The following is an 18,006-nucleotide window of genomic DNA, read 5'->3' as shown; positions in this document are numbered from 1 at the left end:
GGGGGCCGCGTTCGCGTTCCCGGCGTCCTCAGCCGCCGTGCGCGGTGGCCTGTCCGCTCAGGGCCGCCGCTCCGCCGTTCGCGCATTCGGTGCCGGTGTGCTCGAAGTCGCCCCCGCTCAGGCGTACTTCGTGCCGGGTCGCCACCGCCGCCGCGTATCCGGACAGCCGTGCCGGCACAGTCCGCACCGACCAGCCGTCCAGCTCCCGCGGCCCGGCGACGACCAGCCGCCCGACGCCGTCCAGACGCGCTCCGACACCGGCCAGGGCGGTGCCCAGGCCGAGCCCGGTCGCTTTGGCGTACGCCTCGCCGCAGGCCCACGCCGCCAGTACGGTCGGCCGGGCCCGGGCGGCCGGCAGTGTCTGCCACCGGTCGCGGTCGGCGGGCGCGAAGACCCGTCGTGCCAGCGTCCCGAGGTCGCCGATCGAGGTGCCCGCCTCGACGTCCACCCCCACACCGCGTTCGCCGTGCGCCACCGTGACCGCGGCCAGCTCGTCCGAGTGCGCCAGCGAGAGGGCCAGGCCCACGCCGGGCAGCTCCAGCCGCACCGGCCCGTGGTCGGAGGCGCCGCAGCGGGTGCAGGTGACGCGCAACGGGACCCGGTCCGGCCGCAGTCCGAGTCCGCTGCCCAGCACCCCGCGCAGCACGCCGCGGGCGACGGTGAAGCGGGCGCGGGCCGCGTCCGTCATCGCCGCGGCTCGCAACCGCTCCTCGCGGCTGAGCAGCGAGGTGCAGCTGCGGGCCGAGCCGGGCGTGACGCGCTGCTGCCAGAGCCGGGCCCGCCCCGGCCCGGGCAGCGCCACCCGGGCGTCGGGGCCGTTCACCGCTCCTCGCCCAGGCCCAGCAGCCGCCAGACCGTGTCGGCGGTCTCCGACGCGCTCTGCTCGGAGGTGTCCAGCCAGTGGCCGATCCGGGCGGTCTCCTCGCGGAAGGTCGCGTCCAGTGCCTCTGCGCCCCAGCCGTCGTCGCCGTACGCGTGGTGCGGCCGGGCCGCGTCGCGTCCGCGCACCACTTCGGCGCGCGGGGCCAGTACGACGACGTGCGCGGTGACGGTGTCGCCGAGCATCGCGACGAACTCCTCCAGATAGGCGCCGAGGATGTTGTCCTCGGCGATCACCGGGAAGCCCGCGGCGGAGTAGGAGCGGGCGAGGCAGGCCAGGTGGCGCAGTCTCAGCCCGTACTGGAGCAGCGCCTGCGGATCCTGTTCCGGGGACATCTCGACCCGGCCGGAGACCACCATGCGGCGCAGCGTGTCGCCCTCGATCAGCGCGGCGCGTTCGAAGCGCTCGGCGAGCAGCGCGCCGATGGTGGACTTGCCGCTGCCGGGGATGCCGGTGATGACCACCACCGGCGCCTTCATGTCGACGGGCGGGCCGACGGGCGGGCCGACGCCCTCGCCGTCGCCCTCGCCGGCGGTGGGAGCGCCGCTCATGAGGCCGGGACCTTCGCGCGGGTGCGGTCGGCCGAGCCGTGGTGGACCTGCCACTGGAGCGGTTCGTCGCGGAAGGTCAGCACCTCCACCACTGCGCGGTTGAGCAGCGGTTCGACCTTCTGGAACGACCGTTTGACGACCTTGGTGCCGGATTCGCCGAGGCTGTCGGGCAGGTACTGCTTGATCTGCTCGAAGAGCAGCCACTGCCGGCCCTTGCGGTTCTTGGTGACGCGCTCGACGTAACTGGGCCTGATCCCGTACTTGTTGGCGAAGTGCCGCAGGGTGTCCTCGGTCCAGGCGTCGCTCCACCGCAGCATGAAGTACGGCAGGTCGGTCAGGGCGAAGGGCGGCGGCATCCGGTAGGTGATCACCGACTCGGGCTCGAACCAGACCGTGCCGCCGGCGTCCAGCACCCGCTGGCTGAAGTCCAGGTGCTCACGGGTGGTGAGCAGCCCCTCGTCCATCCCGCCGACCCGGTCGAAGATCTCGCGGCGCACCAGGGCGCAGTGGAACTCGATGATGTCGCACTGCTGGCGCCGCATCTCCTTCTCCGGCACCTCGGTGATGTGCTTCATGAAGTACCGCTGGGTCTGCTTGAACTCCCTGGTGCCCCAGACGCCGGAGAACTCCATGTCGCCGCCGGCCATGTGGACCACCTGCTCGTCCAGCGGGCCGTGCAGGTAGAGCGGGCCGACCATGGCGGCCTTCTCCTTGTCCGCACAGGCGACCAGCGGCTCCAGCCAACCGGGCGTGTAGTCCACGTCGTTGTCGAGGAAGACCACGTACTCGCTCTCGGCGAAGCGCAGTCCGACGTTCCGCGCGCAGTTGGGCGAGACGTACTTGTTCAGGCGGATCGCGGTGAAGCCCAGTTCGTCGCCGAGCCGCTTGAGCCGTTCCCACCGGTCCTGGGGGGAGTTGACGTCGACGTACACCACACGGCACGGGAGCTCGGTGTGCTCGTAGAAGCTCCTGAGCGACTCCTCCGCGTAGGAGAAGCGCTCCCGGCTGGTGATGATGGCGGTAACACGGGGCTGGTTGTCCATGTCTGCTCCAGATTCACCGGGGAGTGGATTCGCGCGTACGGGGCTCCGTAGCGGCGGATGACCGGGCTGCCCCGCGGGTCAGTCGGGGCGCGCGGTGATCAACGAGTAGTGGCCGTAGGCGGGGGTCGCCGCGCACTCCCCGAAGCCCGACTCCGCGAGCAGCGCGGCCAGTTCGGGCAGGGTGCGCAGCCGGCCGCCGGTCATCACGGCCAGCGCCAGCGAGTAGCCGGCCGCCGAGTCCGAGCCGTGCCGGGAGTCGTCGAGCAGTACCTGGTGGATCAGGAGCCGCCCGTCGGGCGCGAGCGCCTTGCGGGCGCGGCCGAGCAGGGCGCGGCAGCCCTCGTCGTCCCAGTCGCTGAGGACGTCGGCGAAGAGCACCAGGTCCTGGTCGCCGGGCCAGGTCTCGCCGAACATGTCGCCGGCGCGCAGCCGTACCCGCCCGGTCAGGCCCGAGTCCTCGATCAGCCGTACGGCCTGGCGCTCGACCACGGGCAGGTCCAGGACCTGCGCGGTCAGCCGCGGATTGCGTCCGGCCAGGGCGAGCGAGTAGGTGCCGACGCCGCCGCCGATCTCCAACAGGCTGGTGCAGTCGCCGAGTTCGAGGCTTGCGGCGAGCGCTGCCGCCGGTCCCGCGGAGTGTGCGTGCATGGCGCGGGCGAACAGCTCGCCGTGGTGGCGGGAGCGGTTGTGGGTGTCCCAGATCCCCTTGCCCCGGTAGCCGTACGCCGTCCCCTCGGTCACCAGGGTGCGGACGGCGGTGCAGCGCTCGTCCCAGCCGAGGCCGAGCATCGGACCCCAGTAGCGGGCGGTGCCGGGCAGCAGGAAGGCCCGCGCCGAGGCGGTCGGGTGGTACGCGCCGCCGTACACGGTCAGCAGTCCCTGTGCCGCCAGCGCGTCCAGCAGGACCGCCGTGCCGTGCGGGTGCAGCTCACGGGCGGCGGCCAGCGCGGCGGCGGCGGACGGCTGCTCGGCCAGTGCGGCGAACACCCCGAGGCGGTCGGCCACGGCCACCGCGGAGAGCCGGTACTGCGACGCCAGCACCTCCATCAGCAGGGCGTCGTCGGGAGCCGCCGCCTCCGCTTGGCCGACGGGCAGCAGCGCACTGTCGGACGTCATCGGGTGCCGGCCTCCGCGATGCGACCGGAAAGGGTTTCGACGAGCTCTCGCACCGTGCTGTAGCGCATCGGGTCGATATCGTCGTTCTCGAAAGTGAGATCGTGCTTCTGCTCGAAGTGGCTGAAGACGTAGGCCATGGTGATCGAGTCCAGTTCCAGCGCGGACACCGGGTCGTCCAGGGTGATTTCCGCCGCCCGATCCGGTGCGGTGTCGCACTGCTCCACCAGGACTGTACGAATTTCCTGGAGTATCTCGCCGTCCGAACCCATACCACTGCTCTCCTCACCGAAAGCGAACAATGATTCACCGGTGCGCCGATAGTGCGGCGCGGCCGGGCACGAGCAGACGCTATGCCCGGCGAAGAATGCTGTCAACGGTTTTACTGAGTCAAGGAAATTGCATCGGGAAACGCTTTTCGGACCCCATGGGATTTCACTCCACAGGGCCTTGGGAAAGGCGTTTCCATGAGCCGCTCGGTTATCCGATGGCGATGTTCTCCAACGGTTTTCCCGCGCCGAAGCACCACTGCGTCTCGCCGAGCAGCCGGCGGGTGATGCGTTCGCCGTCCGTCTCGGCCGCCGGGGGGCGTTCGCTCCCGTGCCAGCGGTGCATCTCGCCCAGCAGTCCTTCCAGGCTGTCCGCGAGCAGGGAGATCTCCTCGTGGGCGACGGCGTAGACCCCCTCGGCCTGGAAACGGTGCAGGCCGAGCAGGAGCAGGCCGAGCTTCTGCGCCCGTCCTGCCGCGGTCAGCGCGGCCTGCGAGACGCGCCGCACCGACTCCGTTTCCGCGCCGGCGAGGGCGTGGCCGAGCAGGAAGAGCTGAGGCTGGATGTCGCCGAGGACCAGGACGTCCATGCCCTTGGCGACCAGTACCGGCAGCGGGCCGCCGGACCACACCCGGCCGTGGAACGCCCGGAGTTCGGCGATGTCCTCGGCGAGGGCGGCCAGTGAGGAGGGGAGCAGCGCCTCGGCGACCTCCTCGGCGGGGCGCTCGCGCGGGGGCGTGACGTCCTCGACCAGCGCGACACGCGAACAGGACATCCGCAGCTCGGCGTCGACCTCGACGATCCGGCGGTACCCTTCGGCGGCCGGGGCGTCGATGTCCAGCAGATGCAGGCCCTGCTCGTCGAGGCGGTGGGCCAGCACCATGTGGTGGTGGAAGTGCTCGCGGCCCTCGTACTCGTCGCCCGGCCAGTGGAAACCGTCGGGCATCAGCACCACCGGGGCGCCGGACTCCAGCGCTTCGGCGACGAGCGGCCACTGCCGGTCTCCGTCGCCGATCCCGGCCAGGTGCCAGCGCACGGTGCACGCGGGAAACTCGCTCATCGGCCCGTACCACTCGCCGCGCCGCACCAGGTCCAGCGGTACGGCCATGCCCTGCGCGATCTCCCTCCCCCCGTAGCCGTGCCCCACCAGCACCGCCTCGACGGAGCGCAGGAAGCAGCCCAGTCCGTCCAGTCCGATGTTCTTCCAGCCCAGGGCCGCCGCCGGGTCGAAGGCGTACTCGGGTGCGCGCGGGCGCGGTGTCGCGGCCCGGGGTGCGGGACTGTGGTCGGTCACGTCGTCCTCCTGGTGTTCCGCAGTACGGTCGCCATCAGCGTCAGAGTCGGGTTGTGCGCGCCGGAGCCCGGGAAGAGGCTGCCGTCGGCGGCGAAGACGTTGTCCATGCCGTGCAGCCGGCCCTCGCCGTCGGTGGCGCCGGAGCGGGGGTCCTCGCTCATGCGCATCCCGCCGAGGGTGTGGAAGTTGCCCGGCACGAAGGCCGGTTCGTCGGGGAAGGCCGCCGAGCGGGTCTCCGGGAGCGCGGCGACGGCGTCGGCGCCGGCCGCGCGCAGCAGCGCCGCGAGCCGGGGCAGGTAGAAGCGCTGGGCCGTCGTCTCGTGGTGGTGCGGCGCCCAGCGGATGCGGGGCACGGGGACGCCGCGCCAGTCCCGCAGGTGCGGGTCGAGGGTCACCGTGTTCTCCCGCTGGGGGACGTCCTCGCCGTGCATCTGAACGCCCAACAGCCGGTCGCGCAGCGGGCTTTCGCGCATCAGCCGCTTGAACGCCGCGCCGTACGGCACCTCGGCCAGCTCCGGCAGCAGCCGCCGGTAGACCCGGCCCTCGGCCACCCGGCCCAGCGGTGTGCCGCCCAGCTCCACCACGCCGCCGCGGAAGTAGGGCAGTCCCGCGTCCTGCGCGGCGGCCCGGGCGCCGGGGTGGTCGGGGTCGGCGAAGTCGTCCAGTGCGTGGGTGATGTTCCGGCCGCGCTCGCCGCGCACCCGTTCGCCCGCGAAGAGCCCGTAGGCGACCGAGTACCAGTGGAACATCAGGTACCGGCCCACCAGCCCGGCCGGGTCCGGGAGTTCGGAGAGCAGCGCCAGCCGGCAGGTCTCCACCGCGGACCCGGCCAGGACCACCCGGCGGGCGGGCAGCTCGTGCTCCCGGCCCGCCGCGTCCCGCCACACCACCGAGCGGGCTCGCCGTCCCTCGTACCGCACCCGGGTCGCGGTGGCGTGCGGGATCACCTCGGCGCCGGCCAGCACCGCCCGCCTCAGCGGCACCAGCGCGCTGCCCCGCGACTGGTTGGGGCAGCCGTAGCCGCAGCAGGCACCGCAGTCGAAGCAGGCCGGACGGCCGTCGTAGGCGCGGGAGTTGGCGGCCATCGGCATCGGGAAGGGGCGCAGCCCCAGGGAGCGGGCCGCGTCGGCGATCCGCAGCGAGGAGGACTGGTCGGGCCCCGGCGGCATCGGGAAGTCGGCGCCGCGCGGGGCGTGCCGCAGGGTGGGGGAGTGCGGCAGCTGCGCCAGCGAGCCCTGGACGCCGAGGATCTGCTCCATCTCGTCGTAGTGCGGAGCGAGTTCGGCGTAGTCGAAGGGCCAGTCCCGTACGTCGGCGTCCGGCAGCGGGCCGAGCAGCGAGCGTTTGGCGAAGTCCAGGTCCCACAGCCGGGGAGTCTTGGCGTCCCAGTGCACCGAGCCGCCGCCCACGGTGGCCGGCAGCGCGTTGACAAAGCCGGTGTGGCGCCCGCCGCCGGGGCGGCGCTCCTCGTAGACGCGCGGTTCGGCCAGCACGTCCGGGTACTCGAAGCCCCGGACCGGCCCCTTGACCTCGTCGGAGGAGAAGCGGTGCGAGGGGACTGCTTCGGCGAGGTCGTCGAAGTGGCTGGGGCCGCGTTCGAGCACCGTGACGTCCCAGCCCCGCTCGGCCAGCACCATCGCGGCGACCGATCCGCCCGGGCCGCTGCCGACCACCACCGCACGCTCAGCCATCGTCGCCGCCCAGTACCACCCGGCGCGCGGCGGCGGTGAAGTCCCGCAGCAGCGCGGTGGTCTCCACGCCGTACGGGGCGGGCGCGGCGGTTTGCGCGGGCGCGGGCGCGGGCGCGGCGCTCTCCGAGGACTCGGTGCTTCCCGGTGCAGAGGGCGGAGGCAGGGGCGGGGTGGGGAGCACCGTGCTGCCGGGGGCCGGGCGCCCGCGGTAGACGGGATCGCCGTACGTTCCCTCGATCGCGTGGTCGAAGAGCAGTCCGCGGAAGGTGTGCGCCCGGGGGTCGCGCAGTGCGCGGTGGCGCACCTCGGGGTCGGCGTCGGCGAAGTCGCCGTCGGCGAGCCGGTCCAGGAGCGCGGTGCCCTGGCGGTAGGCGTCCTGCAACTCCCGCACCCGGATCAGCCAGCCGTGCCGCTGCTCCGGCGAGAGCGGTACGTGGGCGCTGCCGGAGCCGGCCGCGTAGATCAGCGGTGGCTCGGTGCGGAAGGCGCCGAGCAGTCGGTCGGCGTAGCGGACCGCGTCGGCCTCACGGGCGCCGGGCTCCTGTTCGCCGGGCAGGTCCGTCGGTCCGGGGACGAGGAGCGCCATCGCCTCCCGCACCACCTCCGCCTGGTTCCCGGAGAAGTGAAGCCACGTCAACTCTTCTCTTTCTGAAGTTAGTTGAGAATAATCAACCGGTACGTCCATGTTCCTCCCCCTTTGTTCAAGGAGATCCGTATGAGCCAGACCGAGACCGCCTCCCCCCACGGAGCCGAGCGCTCCGGCGGCGCCGGTACGGCGTTCTCCGTCACCCGCGGCCTCTTCGGCACCCGGGTCCCGGAGTTCACCGGAAGCCACGACGTGGAGGTGCACAGCCTGGTCTCGTCCGACCACGTGCCGCTGTACCTCTTCGCGGTGAAGTCGCTGGCCCGCTGCTGGCCGGAGGTCACGCCCGTCGTGCACGACGACGGCACGCTGACCGCCGTCGACGTCGCCCGGCTGAAGCGGCTGGTGCCCGGAGTGCGGGTCATCGAGCGCGCGGAGGCGGACGCCCGGGTGGCCGAGCTGCTGGCGGACCGTCCGGTGCTCGCCGCGGTGCGGCAGAACAACGTCCGCATCCTCCAGCTGGTCGACTACTTCCTGCTCGCCGAGAGCCGGTCGGTGGTGAGCATGGACAGCGACGTGGTCTTCCTGACCCGCCCGCAGCGGCTGATCGACTGGGCCGCCGCCCCGGTGGACGAGCGCCCCGCCTTCCTCTACTCGCCCGAGTTCGGCTGGGAGCCGCAGGGCGTGCACTGGATACCCGACCACCTGCCCGGTGTGCCCCATGTGTCGTACATGTGCTGCGGGTTCTCCGCCGTGGACCGGATCCGCTTCTTCGACGCCGACTTCCTGGAGCGCACCCTGGCCGGACTGCCCCGGGAGATCAGCTTCGCGCCGCGCTATGTGACGCAGATGTCGTACTCGCTGCTCGGCGGTCGGCTCGGTACGGCCTCGCAGAGCCTGGAGGAGCCCTACCGGTCGGGCCGCCTGGAGTGGCTCCCGGACCGGGAAGACCGTGTGATCTGCCACTACTTCGCCTCCCATGAACGTTCCACGGCGCTGGACAACCTGACCGAGGAGGCACCGCTGCTCACCCGAGCGATCGGGCTGCCTGCCGCCGGCTGAACGAAGCGGTGCGTGCCGCCGCGAGGGCGGCACGCACCGTGCTCACAGCGGCACTTCCGGACCGCCCGCGGCGGCCGAGGCGTACGCGCACTCCACGACCCGGGCGGTCTCGACGATCTCCGTCGCCGGCCGGTGCCAGGACACGGGATCGGCGAGCACGCCGCGGAACTCGCGGTACATCGGCGGGAACCACTCCAGATGCGTCTGGTCCTTGCTCGGGGAGACCAGATTCCGACGGTGGGTGCTGCCGCCCGCCGCACTCTCGACGACTCCGTCGTCGATCCGCAGCCAACCGCCGGAACCGTGCACCGAGTAGTGGTTGGAGCGCACTCCGCTGGTCCAGCTCAGCTCGATGTCGCAGTGCGAGTCGCCGAAGTCCAGCCGCAGCCGGGCCTCCTCGTCGACGGCCGCCGGATCGCCGCCGGCCCGCCCGACCGTGCAGGAGACCTGCTTGGGCGGTCTGCCGAACAGCCGCAGCGCCATGTAGACGCAGTGCGTGCCGTGGTCCAACAGGATGCCGCCGCCCGCCAGTTCGCGGGACCGTCGCCAGTCCGGCGCGAAGCCGGCGACACCGCGGGCGTGCCGGTCGCGCAGGATACGGAAGACGGCGGACTCCAGCCGGCCGATCCCGGCCTCCTCCACCGCGGTCGACAGCTCGCGCATCACCGGCGACGTCCCGTAGTTGTGGAACGGGAAGAGCAGCCGGCCGCGCGAGCGCGCCAGCTCCACCAGGCCGCGCGCCTCCTCGCCGGTGACCGCGACCGGCTTCTCGCAGATGACATGGGCACCGGCGGCCAGCGCCGCCCTGGTCTGCGGCACATGGAAGACCGGCGGGCTGCAGATGTCGACCACGTCCGGCGCGGCACCGGTCGGCGAGGCGAGCAGCTCTTCCAGGGAGCCGAACACCCGCCCGCCGTCCAGCAGTTGGGCCGCCCGGGCGCGGGCCTGCTCGCCCGGGTCCACCACCGCGACCACTTCCGCGCCGGCCACCGAGCGGTAGCCGGCGAGCCGTGCGCCGCCGGAGGTGCCGAAGCCCGAAAGGGCCACCTTCAGGGGCATGTTCACACCGCACCTCCTGTCACCGGCACGGGCGGCCGTGCGCCGCCCGCCTCCACCAGCCGTGCGTGCACCGCGGGCGCGGCGGCGACCAGATCACCGGTCGAGGGGTCGAAGGGCACACCGCCCCAACCCGTCACCGTGCCGCCGGCCTCCTCGACCAGCAGCGCTCCGGGAGCGGTGTCCCACACCTCGATGCCGAACTCCAGATAGCCGTCGTAGGAACCGCAGGCCGTACGGCACAGACCGACCGAAGCGCTGCCCGGCTCGCGGATCTCGAAGCCGCCCCGCAGCAGGCTGTCGGCGACCGAGCGCTGCGCCTCGCGCACCACCCCGGCCGTACCGAAGCCGGTACCGGTCAGCGACCGTCCCGGGGCCTCCCGGGTGACCGAGATCCGCCGTCCGTCGCGGTACGCGCCCTGCCCGGCCAGCGCGGTGAACCGCGTGCCGGAGTCGGGCAGCACGACGTGGGACAGGATCGTGCGGCCTTCCTCGACCAGGGCCAGGGCGACCGCGTAGTCCGGCAGCCCGCGCAAGTAGTTGGTGGTGCCGTCCAGCGGGTCGACGATCCAGCACGGCGCACCCTCGACGACGTCGGCGCCCGCCTCCTCCGAGACGATGCCGAACCCTGGGGTGCGGTCGCGCAGTACGCCGAGCACCAGCCGTTCCGCGGCCGTGTCGGCGTCGCTGACCAGCGAGTCGTTCTCCTTGGTCGCCACCTCGTGGACGGCGCCGCGCCGCCGCAGCAGTTCCTCGGCGGCCCCGGTGGCCGCCTCCTCGGCGACCGCCAGCAGGGCGGCCGGATCGAGTGCGCCGCTCATCGGTCCTCCCCTGCGGAGTTGAGGACCTCGCAGATGACGCCCACCGCGGTCTCGGCCCGATGTGCGTCGATCGACAGCGGCGGGTAGAGCCGCAGGGTGTTGCCGCCGAGCATGACCAGCACGCCGGCCTCCATCAGCTGGAGGTAGACGCGCTGCACCAGGCTTTTGGGCGCCGGCTCGCGGGTCTGCTTGTCGACCACCAGCTCGATGCCGATGGCCAGGCCCGCGCCGCGCACGTCACCGACCAGCGGGGCGGTCTCCGCGAGCGGGCGCAGCATGGCGAGCATCTCCCGCCCGCGCTCGGCGGCGTTCTCCACCAGCTTGTCCTGCACCAGGATGTCGGTGGTGGTGCCCACCGCACGGCAGGCCATCGGGAAGGCGCCGAAGCTGGAGGAGCTGGCGCTCGGTTCGGAGAAGGGCTCGGCCGCCATGGTCTGCGCGGAGGCGATCACCCCGGTCACCGGATAGCCGCCGCCCATGCCCTTGCCGACCGTGAGCACATCGGGCCGGACGTCCTCGTGCTGGTAGGCGAACGGAGCGCCGGTCCGGCCGAAACCGGTCATCATCTCGTCCGAGATCAGCAGGGCGTCGAACTCGTCGGCGACCTCCTTCAGCGCGGAGAGGTAGCCGGGCGGGGGAACGACGTTGCCGGAACGTCCCTGCACCGGTTCGACGACGATCGCGGCCATCGCGCCGGTGCTGTTCTCCTTGACCACCTTGCGGGCGTGGTCGACACAGGCGAACCCGCACTCCGGGGCACGGAGCTTGAACGGGCAGCGGTAGCAGTTGGCGTACGGCGTCGAGAAGTAGCCCGGCGGCAGCGGCCCGAGCCCCGAGCGCGCACCGGCGGTCAGCGCCAGCGACCCCATCGTCTTGCCGTGGAAGCCGCCCCAGAAGGAGAGGAACTCGTGCTTCCCGGTGACCGACTTGGCCAGCCGCAGCGCGGCCTCCACCGCCTCGGTGCCACCGCTGTAGAGCTGCACGGTGTCCAGGTCCTCGGGCAGGAAGTCCCGCAGGATGCGGGCCATTTCCAGCCGGGCCGGCGTGCCGAAGGCCCCCGCGGTGGCCCGGCCCAGCTCCTGCGCCATCGCCGCGACGAAGCGGGGCTCGGCGTGGCCGAGGGAGTTGACGCCGCCGGCGCCCTGGAAGTCGAGGATGCGGTTGCCGTCGACGTCCGTCAGCTCGGCGCCGTCGGCGGACTCCACACAGAGCCGGGAGAGCAGCATGACCGCCTGGAGCCCGGGGCCGATGACCTCCTGCTCCTCGGCCCAGTGGCGCTCGGTGACCGTGCGCGGGTTGCGCATGCCCCACCCGTGGTCGGCGCCCGGGGGCCCGGCTGCGCTCGAGTCCGCGGCGGCGTCCGGCAGTTGACCGGGCGCGGAGGTGTCCGGTGGGACCGGGGGAGTGGTGCCGCTCATGACCGCGCTCCCAGGGCCTCGGTCGTCCAGCCCGCGGCCACCAGCGCCTCGAACCCGCTGCGGGCGGCGTCCAGCGCCTGGTCGATGTCCGCCTCGGTGGTGGCCGCGGAGACGAACCAGTGGTGGTTGGGGTGGAAGAAGACGCCCTCGGCGATGGTCGCCGCGTAGAAGACCCGCTTCGCGCTCTGGTTGTCGTCCTCGCTGCCCATCGCGAAGTCCAGGAAGGGCATGGGCGGATGGCCCACCACCGCCACCGGGACGCCGCTCTTGGCGGTCAGTTCGCGCAGCCCGTTCTGGAGCCGCTCGCCCAGCCGCCAGATGTGGGCCAGATGGTCGCCCGACCGCAGCTTGCGGATGGTGGCCAGCGCTGCCGCCATGGCGTCGGCGTTGGAGTAGTAGGTGGAGGAGATGTGCACCTTCTCCAGCGTTCGCAGCACGTCGGCCCGGCCGGTCAGTGCCGATACGGCGTACCCGTTGGCGAACGCCTTGGAGAGCGTCACCAGGTCGGCGGTCACGCCGTAGTGCTCCTGCGCGCCGCCGAGCGCCAGCCGGAAGGCCGAGCGGATCTCGTCGAAGACCAGCAACGCCCCGTACTCGCGCGTGAGTTCGCGCACGCCCTCCAGGAAGCCGGGCTCGGGAGCCTCGACCATGAAGGGCATCATCACCACGCAGGCGATGCCGTCGGGGTGCCGCTCGAAGAGCGCCCGCAGCGAGTCCAGGTCGTTGTAGGTGAAGGTGTCGACCAGCTCGCGGCTCGCCTCCGGGATGCCGTTGTCCCACTGGGCGCACCAGTCGTGCCAGCCGTTGTAGCCCCAGCGCACCACCCGGTCGCGTCCGGTGAACGCACGGGAGAGCCGTACCGCCGCACCGGTCGCGTCCGAACCGGTCTTGAGCAGCATGCCCATCTCGGCGCCCGGGATGATCTCCAGGAGCTCCTCGACGAGTTCGGTCTGCACGGGCTTCATCAGGCCCACCGCGAAGCCGCGCCGGATCTCCCGCACCACGGCGTCGTCCACGTCCGGGTCGGCGTGGCCGAGGATGACCGTGCCGTAGGAGAGGAAGAAGTCGAGGTACTTGTTGCCGTCCACGTCCCAGAAGTGGGCGCCCGCGGCTCGTTCGGCGAAGACGGGGTAGCGGCCCTCGACCATCTGGTCGGAGGCGATGACGTTCTTTCTCTTGGCTGCCAGAGCATCGATCTGCTCGGCCTTGCGGTCGAGCTCGAAGGACCGGTCCAAACGCACGTGATCTTCCTTTCGCCGGGCAGGCCGCAGTTCGCCGCCGCCGCACGGCGACGGGCGAACTGCGGATGAGGAAGTGCGGACGAGCAGGCCGTACGGAACAACTGGCGGTGCGGGGCGGAGCTACTCCGGTCGCGCGGACCGGGCGACCTCCAGCAGCGCCTGCGAGCGCTCCCGGACGCCGGTGAGGTCCCCGCCCCGAAGGGAGTCGCCGACCAACGGCCTGCCGAGGGCCGCCGCGTGCGCGCCCACCGCGAAGTAGTCCGCGAGGTCGTCGGCGGTGATGCCCCCGGTCGGCACGATCGGGATGTCGGGGAACGCCATGGTGAGCGAGGCGAGGTAGGCCGGTCCGCCCATCCGGGCGGGGAAGAGCTTGACCAGCGCCGCACCCAGCCGGTGCGCCTCCATCACCTCCGTGGTGGTGAACGCGCCGCACACCACCGGGACTCCCAGGTCGCCCGCCGCGGCGAGCACCTCGGGAATCACCCCGGGGGTGAGCAGGTAGTGCGCCCCCGCGTCGACCGCGCGTTTGACGGTCTCGGCGTCGCGGATGGTGCCCGCGCCCACCAGCGTCGCCTCGGTGGCGACGCTCTCGCTGAGCGTGCGCAGCGCGTTCGGCGAGGTGAGCGTGATCTCCACGGCGCGGATGCCGGCCCTGCCCAACTCCTCGGTCACCGTGGGCACGGCGGGCGACTCGGGCTCGGTGATCATGGCGATCAGCGGATCGGCGGACAGCTGCTGCGCGAGGTCCGCGGGGGTGATCTGCGAGCCGCTCATGCCGGCTTCTCCAGCACCAGGATCTGCCGGCGGGTCTGCCGCACGACCGGCGCCTCCGGGTCGGGCAGCGCGCGCAGCTCCCGCACCAGCGGTTCGACCTTCTCCTCGTAGACCGAGTCGTCGACCGCCCACAGGTGGTACAACATCCGCTGCTCCAGGCCGGAGGCGATCGTCTCGGGGCTGTGCTCGTGAGTGGCGGCCTCCAGCTCGCCGACCTCCACCGCCTTGAAGCCGACCGACTCGGCCAGCGGCACGATGCGGTTCGCGCGGTCGTCCGCCTCCGCGGTGCGGGACTGGATGGTCTCCATGATCTGACTGACCGGGTGGTCGTCGAAGAGGATCATGCCGGGGATGACGACGTAGCGTCCGCCGGGCTTCAGCACCCGGTACACCTCCGACAGGCCCTTGCGCAGATCACCGACGACATGGGTGACCCAGACGCTGTACGCCTGGCTGAACGTCTCGTCGGGAAACGGAAGATCCTCCAGCGAGGCGGCGGCGGCCACCTGGCCCACCCGGCCGACTGCCTTGGTCAGCATCGAGTGGGAGAGGTCGATTCCCACCACCGGGTAGCCCTGCTCGGAGAGGGCCAGCGCGACCACGCCGGTGCCCATGCCCGCGTCCAGGATAAGTTCGCCCTTGGACGTGCGGGACGCCACGGCGGGGGCGATCCTCCGGCCCCGGGCCTCGCCGCCCCGGGTCTTGTCGTAGAAGTCCGCCGCCGGTGAGAAATTGACCGAGGACTGCATCTCCACCTGTTTCCACCTACTTGTCGTCAGTGCATGGAAAGGACTGCGTGAAAAGGCGGGGACAGTCTCCTGCCACTGCTTTTCCGCATGACGCGCAATGTGCGAGCACAGAGGAACGGCCGGCACACTGCTGGCATTTCTCCGCGCATTCTCCGAACAGCCGCGGTATCGGGCCGACGTCATTCGAAGAGGCGGGACACGGGGCACCCCGGCGGGGTTCTGGTGTACGAACGGTTCGGAGCGACCGACCGGCGGCTCACCCCCGGTCCGCCCGGGCGCCGCGTCCGGGGGTGAGCCGCCGGTCGGTCGCTCCGAACCGTTCGTACACCAGAACCCCGCCGGGGTGCCCCGTGTCCCGCCTCTTCGAATGACGTCGGCCCGATACCGCGGCTGTTCGGAGAATGCGCGGAGAAATGCCAGCAGTGTGCCGGCCGTTCCTCTGTGCTCGCACATTGCGCGTCATGCGGAAAAGCAGTGGCAGGAGACTGTCCCCGCCTTTTCACGCAGTCCTTTCCATGCACTGACGACAAGTAGGTGGAAACAGGTGGAGATGCAGTCCTCGGTCAATTTCTCACCGGCGGCGGACTTCTACGACAAGTCCCGGGTCAGCGCGATCTCCTGCCCGGACAACCTCGCCTTCGACGCCGCGGGCAACATGTGGATCGCGACCGACTCCGGCGGCCGGGGCGGCGTCAACGACGGGCTCTACATGGTGCCGCTCAGCGGCCCCGAGCGCGGCCGGGTCCAGCGCTTCCTCACCATCCCGGCCGGCGCGGAGTGCTGCGGTCCGGTGGTCGGCGAGGACCATGTGCTGGTCTCGGTCCAGCACCCCGGAGAGGTGCCCGACGCCACCCCGGAAAACCCCGCCTCCCACTGGCCCGACGGTGCCGACTCGCAGCCCAGGGCCGCGGTGATCGCCGTCCTTCCTGCGGACGGCGATCACCGCGGCCCTGGGCTGCGAGTCGGCACCGTCGGGCCAGTGGGAGGCGGGGTTTTCCGGGGTGGCGTCGGGCACCTCTCCGGGGTGCTGGACCGAGACCAGCACATGGTCCTCGCCGACCACCGGACCGCAGCACTCCGCGCCGGCCGGGATGGTGAGGAAGCGCTGGACCCGGCCGCGCTCGGGGCCGCTGAGCGGCACCATGTAGAGCCCGTCGTTGACGCCGCCCCGGCCGCCGGAGTCGGTCGCGATCCACATGTTGCCCGCGGCGTCGAAGGCGAGGTTGTCCGGGCAGGAGATCGCGCTGACCCGGGACTTGTCGTAGCCGGCGTAGTAGCTGCTCGGCGATTCGGGGTCGCCGCAGACCAGCATCAGCCGCCAGACGAAGCGCTCCGAGGTCGGATCGTCCCTGCGCTCGCAGAGCTCCAGCACGTGCCCGTCGCGGTTGTCCTTGCGGGGGTTGGCCTCGTCGGGGCCCGGTTGGCCCGCGGCGCCGCGGTAGTCGTTGTTGGTCAGCGCCGCGTAGACACGTCCCGTACGGGGGTCGGCCTCCACATCCTCCGGGCGGTCCATCCTGGTCGCGCCCGCGCGGTCGGCCGCGATCCGGGTGAAGACGTAGACCTCGTCGCTGGTCATGCCGGAGACGAAGCTGCGGTCGTTGTGGGCGAGCGGCAGCCAGTTGCCGGTGCCGTCGAACTCGCCGTCGGCGGGCAGCTCCCCGGAACCGTCGATCTCCTCCGCCGGGCTGTCGCCGGTGAAGCGCGCCGCGTACAGGGTGCCGGAGTCCAGCAGGCCCATGTTGTGGCGCTGTGCCGCCCAGTCGTCGCCCTTGCGCATCCGCCCGTCGGAGACGAACTTGTAGACGTACTCGAAGCGTTCGTCGTCGCCCATGTAGGCGACCACGCGGCCGTCGGGGGCGACGCTGATCGTCGCGCCCTCGTGCTTGAAGCGCCCGAGGGCGGTGTGCTTGACCGGCACCGAATCGGGGTCTGAGGGGTCGACCTCGACGATCCAGCCGAACCGGTGCGCCTCGTGCGGCTCCTTGCCGAGGTCGAACCGCTCGTCGTACTTCTCCCAGGCGCGCAGCGAAGCCCCTTCGGCGAACCCGTAGCGCTCCAGGCCCTCCTTCACCAGCGGGTCTGTCGGCTTCTCCGCGTGGGCGAACGGCATGTGCACGTTCTCCTCGCCGGAGAGCACGGTGCCCCACGGGGTCGTACCGCCCGCGCAGTTGGCCATGGTGCCGAGCACGGTGCGGCCGGTCGGGTCGGCCCCGGTGCGCAGCAGCGGCGAACCCGCCGCCGGGCCGCGCATCTCGAAGGGGGTGTGCAGGGTGATGCGGCGGTTCCAGCGGGAGGACGACCTGGCCCGCATCCGACCGCCCTCGCGCCGGCGGTCGACCAGCACCACGGACATCCCGTACGCCGCCCAGGAGGTGCGGACATGCTCCTCCGAGGGGCCCTCGGGGTCCCAACCGGGGAACATCAGCAGCTCGTTGACGTACTCGTGGTTGCTCACCATGAGCCATCGGCCGTCGGAGCGCAGCGGAACGAGGGCGCAGTAGTCGTTGTTCGGGCCGAACTGGCCGGACTGCGCGGCTTCCGTCTGGTTGTCGAAGTCGAAGGACGGGGCCCCGGCGAGCACCGGGTCGCCCCAGCGTATGAGCACGTCGTACTCGAAGCCCTCCGGGACGGTGACGCGGTCCCCGCTGTCGGGCGGGACCGCGGGGAAGCCCGGGTGGGCGCCGGCCGGTGATCCGGCGCTTGCGGTGCCTGCTGTGCCTGCTGAGGGGCTGGTGTTTCCCGCGCTTTCCGCCGCGGCGGCCGAGGCGGCGGGAATCAGCGGGGCGGCGAGAGCGACGGCTCCCGCGCCGAGCAGGTTTCGGCGGGAGATGGACTCGCGCAGCACGCTGCCGAAGTAGCGGTTTCCAGAGGTATTGGGTGCGTGTCCGGCGCAGGCATTACCGCATCGGAATAAACAGGTCTCCGGTGCGCGACTGGAATGCCGACCGTCCGAGAGTAAAGGTAACCGTCGCACCGACACGCCAACCGCCCTTCGGATTACACACGTGAACCGACGTCAGTATGCATGAGAACAGGGCCAGTGACAATCAAGTTCCTGAGCTGCGCTTTTGATGGAATGCGAAGTGGGTGGAGTTCCCGTAACGACAGAAGCTTCCCCGGAATCGGAGGCGTGACACCGGGCCCGGTCATGGTGGCCGAATCTGCACACTCGAATCCGGTTGACCGGCTAATTCTGATCTTTATGTTCGGCGTTACGGACAGCGCTTCCCGCTCCGTCGCCCGCCCGTCGCAGACGGGCCTCGCACTGTCGGACCGGACGGACTTCGACCGCGGCAAATGGGTCTCCCACCTGGCTTTTTGTGACCGGAGGGAGAGGTGCGCGCACCACCCTGCGGGAGGGGCGCGCAGGGCGGGAGAGGGCTTGTGGGAGTGCGTGCCCGGCGCAATTCATGGCGTGTGAATCTCCGCCGAAACGTCTGTGCGCGCGAGGTGCGGCAGGT

15 protein-coding genes and 2 pseudogenes are annotated in these 18,006 nt (G+C 71.7%); 2 read left to right on the top strand and 15 right to left on the bottom strand.

What is annotated here, in order from left to right; translation table 11 throughout:
• Positions 1-28: 28 nt before the first annotated feature.
• From JGS22_RS05365 to JGS22_RS05330, 8 genes are all read right to left on the bottom strand, one after another.
• A complete protein-coding gene (locus JGS22_RS05365; RefSeq protein ID WP_211041468.1) occupies positions 29-823 on the bottom strand; it encodes a 4'-phosphopantetheinyl transferase family protein in 795 nt (264 codons plus the stop codon).
• Positions 820-1,431 carry an AAA family ATPase gene (locus tag JGS22_RS05360; RefSeq protein ID WP_211041469.1) on the bottom strand — a complete coding sequence of 204 codons (612 nt, stop codon included), beginning with the start codon at positions 1,429-1,431 and terminating at the stop codon, positions 820-822. The genes JGS22_RS05365 and JGS22_RS05360 overlap by 4 nt, the downstream gene beginning before the upstream one ends.
• Positions 1,428-2,474, bottom strand: a complete 1,047-nt coding sequence (locus JGS22_RS05355) for a glycosyltransferase family 2 protein (RefSeq protein ID WP_211041470.1) — start codon at positions 2,472-2,474, stop codon at positions 1,428-1,430. The genes JGS22_RS05360 and JGS22_RS05355 overlap by 4 nt, the downstream gene beginning before the upstream one ends.
• A gap of 78 nt (positions 2,475-2,552) precedes the next feature.
• Complete coding sequence (locus JGS22_RS05350; RefSeq protein WP_211041471.1) at positions 2,553-3,590, bottom strand: methyltransferase; 1,038 nt, start codon at positions 3,588-3,590, stop codon at positions 2,553-2,555.
• Entirely contained in the window at positions 3,587-3,859 is a 273-nt protein-coding gene (locus JGS22_RS05345) for an acyl carrier protein (protein WP_211041472.1), read from the bottom strand. Before JGS22_RS05345 ends, JGS22_RS05350 begins: the two co-directional genes overlap by 4 nt.
• Positions 3,860-4,067: 208 nt before the next feature.
• Positions 4,068-5,150 carry a hypothetical protein gene (locus JGS22_RS05340; protein WP_211041473.1) on the bottom strand — a complete coding sequence of 361 codons (1,083 nt, stop codon included), beginning with the start codon at positions 5,148-5,150 and terminating at the stop codon, positions 4,068-4,070.
• On the bottom strand, positions 5,147-6,841 hold the full coding sequence (locus JGS22_RS26745) for a GMC oxidoreductase (RefSeq protein ID WP_211041475.1): 1,695 nt from the start codon (positions 6,839-6,841) through the stop codon (positions 5,147-5,149). Before JGS22_RS26745 ends, JGS22_RS05340 begins: the two co-directional genes overlap by 4 nt.
• Positions 6,834-7,478, bottom strand: coding sequence for a gluconate 2-dehydrogenase subunit 3 family protein (locus JGS22_RS05330; RefSeq protein WP_216814846.1), 645 nt, complete (start codon positions 7,476-7,478; stop codon positions 6,834-6,836). Before JGS22_RS05330 ends, JGS22_RS26745 begins: the two co-directional genes overlap by 8 nt.
• Positions 7,479-7,556: 78 nt before the next feature.
• Here JGS22_RS05330 and JGS22_RS05325 point away from each other — a divergent pair, with 78 nt between their 5' ends.
• Complete coding sequence (locus tag JGS22_RS05325) at positions 7,557-8,486, top strand: hypothetical protein (RefSeq protein ID WP_211042545.1); 930 nt, start codon at positions 7,557-7,559, stop codon at positions 8,484-8,486.
• Between the two features lie 42 nt (positions 8,487-8,528).
• Here JGS22_RS05325 and JGS22_RS05320 read toward each other — a convergent pair whose 3' ends face one another.
• From JGS22_RS05320 to JGS22_RS05295, 6 genes are all read right to left on the bottom strand, one after another.
• Positions 8,529-9,545 carry a Gfo/Idh/MocA family protein gene (locus JGS22_RS05320; RefSeq protein WP_236073448.1) on the bottom strand — a complete coding sequence of 339 codons (1,017 nt, stop codon included), beginning with the start codon at positions 9,543-9,545 and terminating at the stop codon, positions 8,529-8,531.
• 2 nt (positions 9,546-9,547) lie between these two features.
• Positions 9,548-10,363, bottom strand: a complete 816-nt coding sequence (locus JGS22_RS05315) for an inositol monophosphatase family protein (RefSeq protein WP_211042543.1) — start codon at positions 10,361-10,363, stop codon at positions 9,548-9,550.
• On the bottom strand, positions 10,360-11,781 hold the full coding sequence (locus JGS22_RS05310) for an aspartate aminotransferase family protein (protein ID WP_211042542.1): 1,422 nt from the start codon (positions 11,779-11,781) through the stop codon (positions 10,360-10,362). The genes JGS22_RS05315 and JGS22_RS05310 overlap by 4 nt, the downstream gene beginning before the upstream one ends.
• Positions 11,778-13,022 carry an aspartate aminotransferase family protein gene (locus tag JGS22_RS05305; RefSeq protein ID WP_211042541.1) on the bottom strand — a complete coding sequence of 415 codons (1,245 nt, stop codon included), beginning with the start codon at positions 13,020-13,022 and terminating at the stop codon, positions 11,778-11,780. Before JGS22_RS05305 ends, JGS22_RS05310 begins: the two co-directional genes overlap by 4 nt.
• A 120-nt stretch (positions 13,023-13,142) precedes the next feature.
• Positions 13,143-13,796 carry a bifunctional 4-hydroxy-2-oxoglutarate aldolase/2-dehydro-3-deoxy-phosphogluconate aldolase gene (locus tag JGS22_RS05300; protein WP_211042540.1) on the bottom strand — a complete coding sequence of 218 codons (654 nt, stop codon included), beginning with the start codon at positions 13,794-13,796 and terminating at the stop codon, positions 13,143-13,145.
• Complete coding sequence (locus JGS22_RS05295; RefSeq protein ID WP_236073446.1) at positions 13,793-14,545, bottom strand: class I SAM-dependent methyltransferase; 753 nt, start codon at positions 14,543-14,545, stop codon at positions 13,793-13,795. Before JGS22_RS05295 ends, JGS22_RS05300 begins: the two co-directional genes overlap by 4 nt.
• Before the next feature lie 97 nt (positions 14,546-14,642).
• Between JGS22_RS05295 and JGS22_RS26970 the strand changes: the two are divergent.
• Positions 14,643-15,320: pseudogene (locus JGS22_RS26970) on the top strand (alkaline phosphatase PhoX); the annotation flags it as partial.
• Positions 15,321-15,449: 129 nt separating this feature from the next.
• On the opposite strand, the pseudogene JGS22_RS05290 reads toward JGS22_RS26970, so the two are convergent.
• Positions 15,450-17,519: pseudogene (locus JGS22_RS05290) on the bottom strand (PhoX family protein); the annotation flags it as partial.
• Positions 17,520-18,006: the final 487 nt, after the last annotated feature.

The organism is Streptomyces tardus (genome assembly GCF_018101125.2).
Lineage (GTDB): Bacteria > Actinomycetota > Actinomycetes > Streptomycetales > Streptomycetaceae > Streptomyces > Streptomyces tardus.
Note: the sequence above shows the minus strand (reverse complement) of the source record. Positions and strands in the feature narration are given on the sequence as shown.

Excerpts from the sequence above, each read along its gene's own strand:
- JGS22_RS05345 (WP_211041472.1), bottom strand. The coding sequence starts at position 3,859 with ATGGGTTCGGACGGCGAGATACTCCAGGAAATTCGTACAGTCCTGGTG.
- JGS22_RS05355 (WP_211041470.1), bottom strand. The coding sequence starts at position 2,474 with ATGGACAACCAGCCCCGTGTTACCGCCATCATCACCAGCCGGGAGCGC.
- JGS22_RS05300 (WP_211042540.1), bottom strand. The coding sequence starts at position 13,796 with ATGAGCGGCTCGCAGATCACCCCCGCGGACCTCGCGCAGCAGCTGTCC.
- JGS22_RS05320 (WP_236073448.1), bottom strand. The coding sequence starts at position 9,545 with ATGCCCCTGAAGGTGGCCCTTTCGGGCTTCGGCACCTCCGGCGGCGCA.
- JGS22_RS05360 (WP_211041469.1), bottom strand. The coding sequence starts at position 1,431 with ATGAGCGGCGCTCCCACCGCCGGCGAGGGCGACGGCGAGGGCGTCGGC.
- JGS22_RS05310 (WP_211042542.1), bottom strand. The coding sequence starts at position 11,781 with ATGAGCGGCACCACTCCCCCGGTCCCACCGGACACCTCCGCGCCCGGT.
- JGS22_RS26745 (WP_211041475.1), bottom strand. The coding sequence starts at position 6,841 with ATGGCTGAGCGTGCGGTGGTGGTCGGCAGCGGCCCGGGCGGATCGGTC.
- JGS22_RS05350 (WP_211041471.1), bottom strand. The coding sequence starts at position 3,590 with ATGACGTCCGACAGTGCGCTGCTGCCCGTCGGCCAAGCGGAGGCGGCG.
- JGS22_RS05315 (WP_211042543.1), bottom strand. The coding sequence starts at position 10,363 with ATGAGCGGCGCACTCGATCCGGCCGCCCTGCTGGCGGTCGCCGAGGAG.
- JGS22_RS05325 (WP_211042545.1), top strand. The coding sequence starts at position 7,557 with ATGAGCCAGACCGAGACCGCCTCCCCCCACGGAGCCGAGCGCTCCGGC.
- JGS22_RS05295 (WP_236073446.1), bottom strand. The coding sequence starts at position 14,545 with ATGCAGTCCTCGGTCAATTTCTCACCGGCGGCGGACTTCTACGACAAG.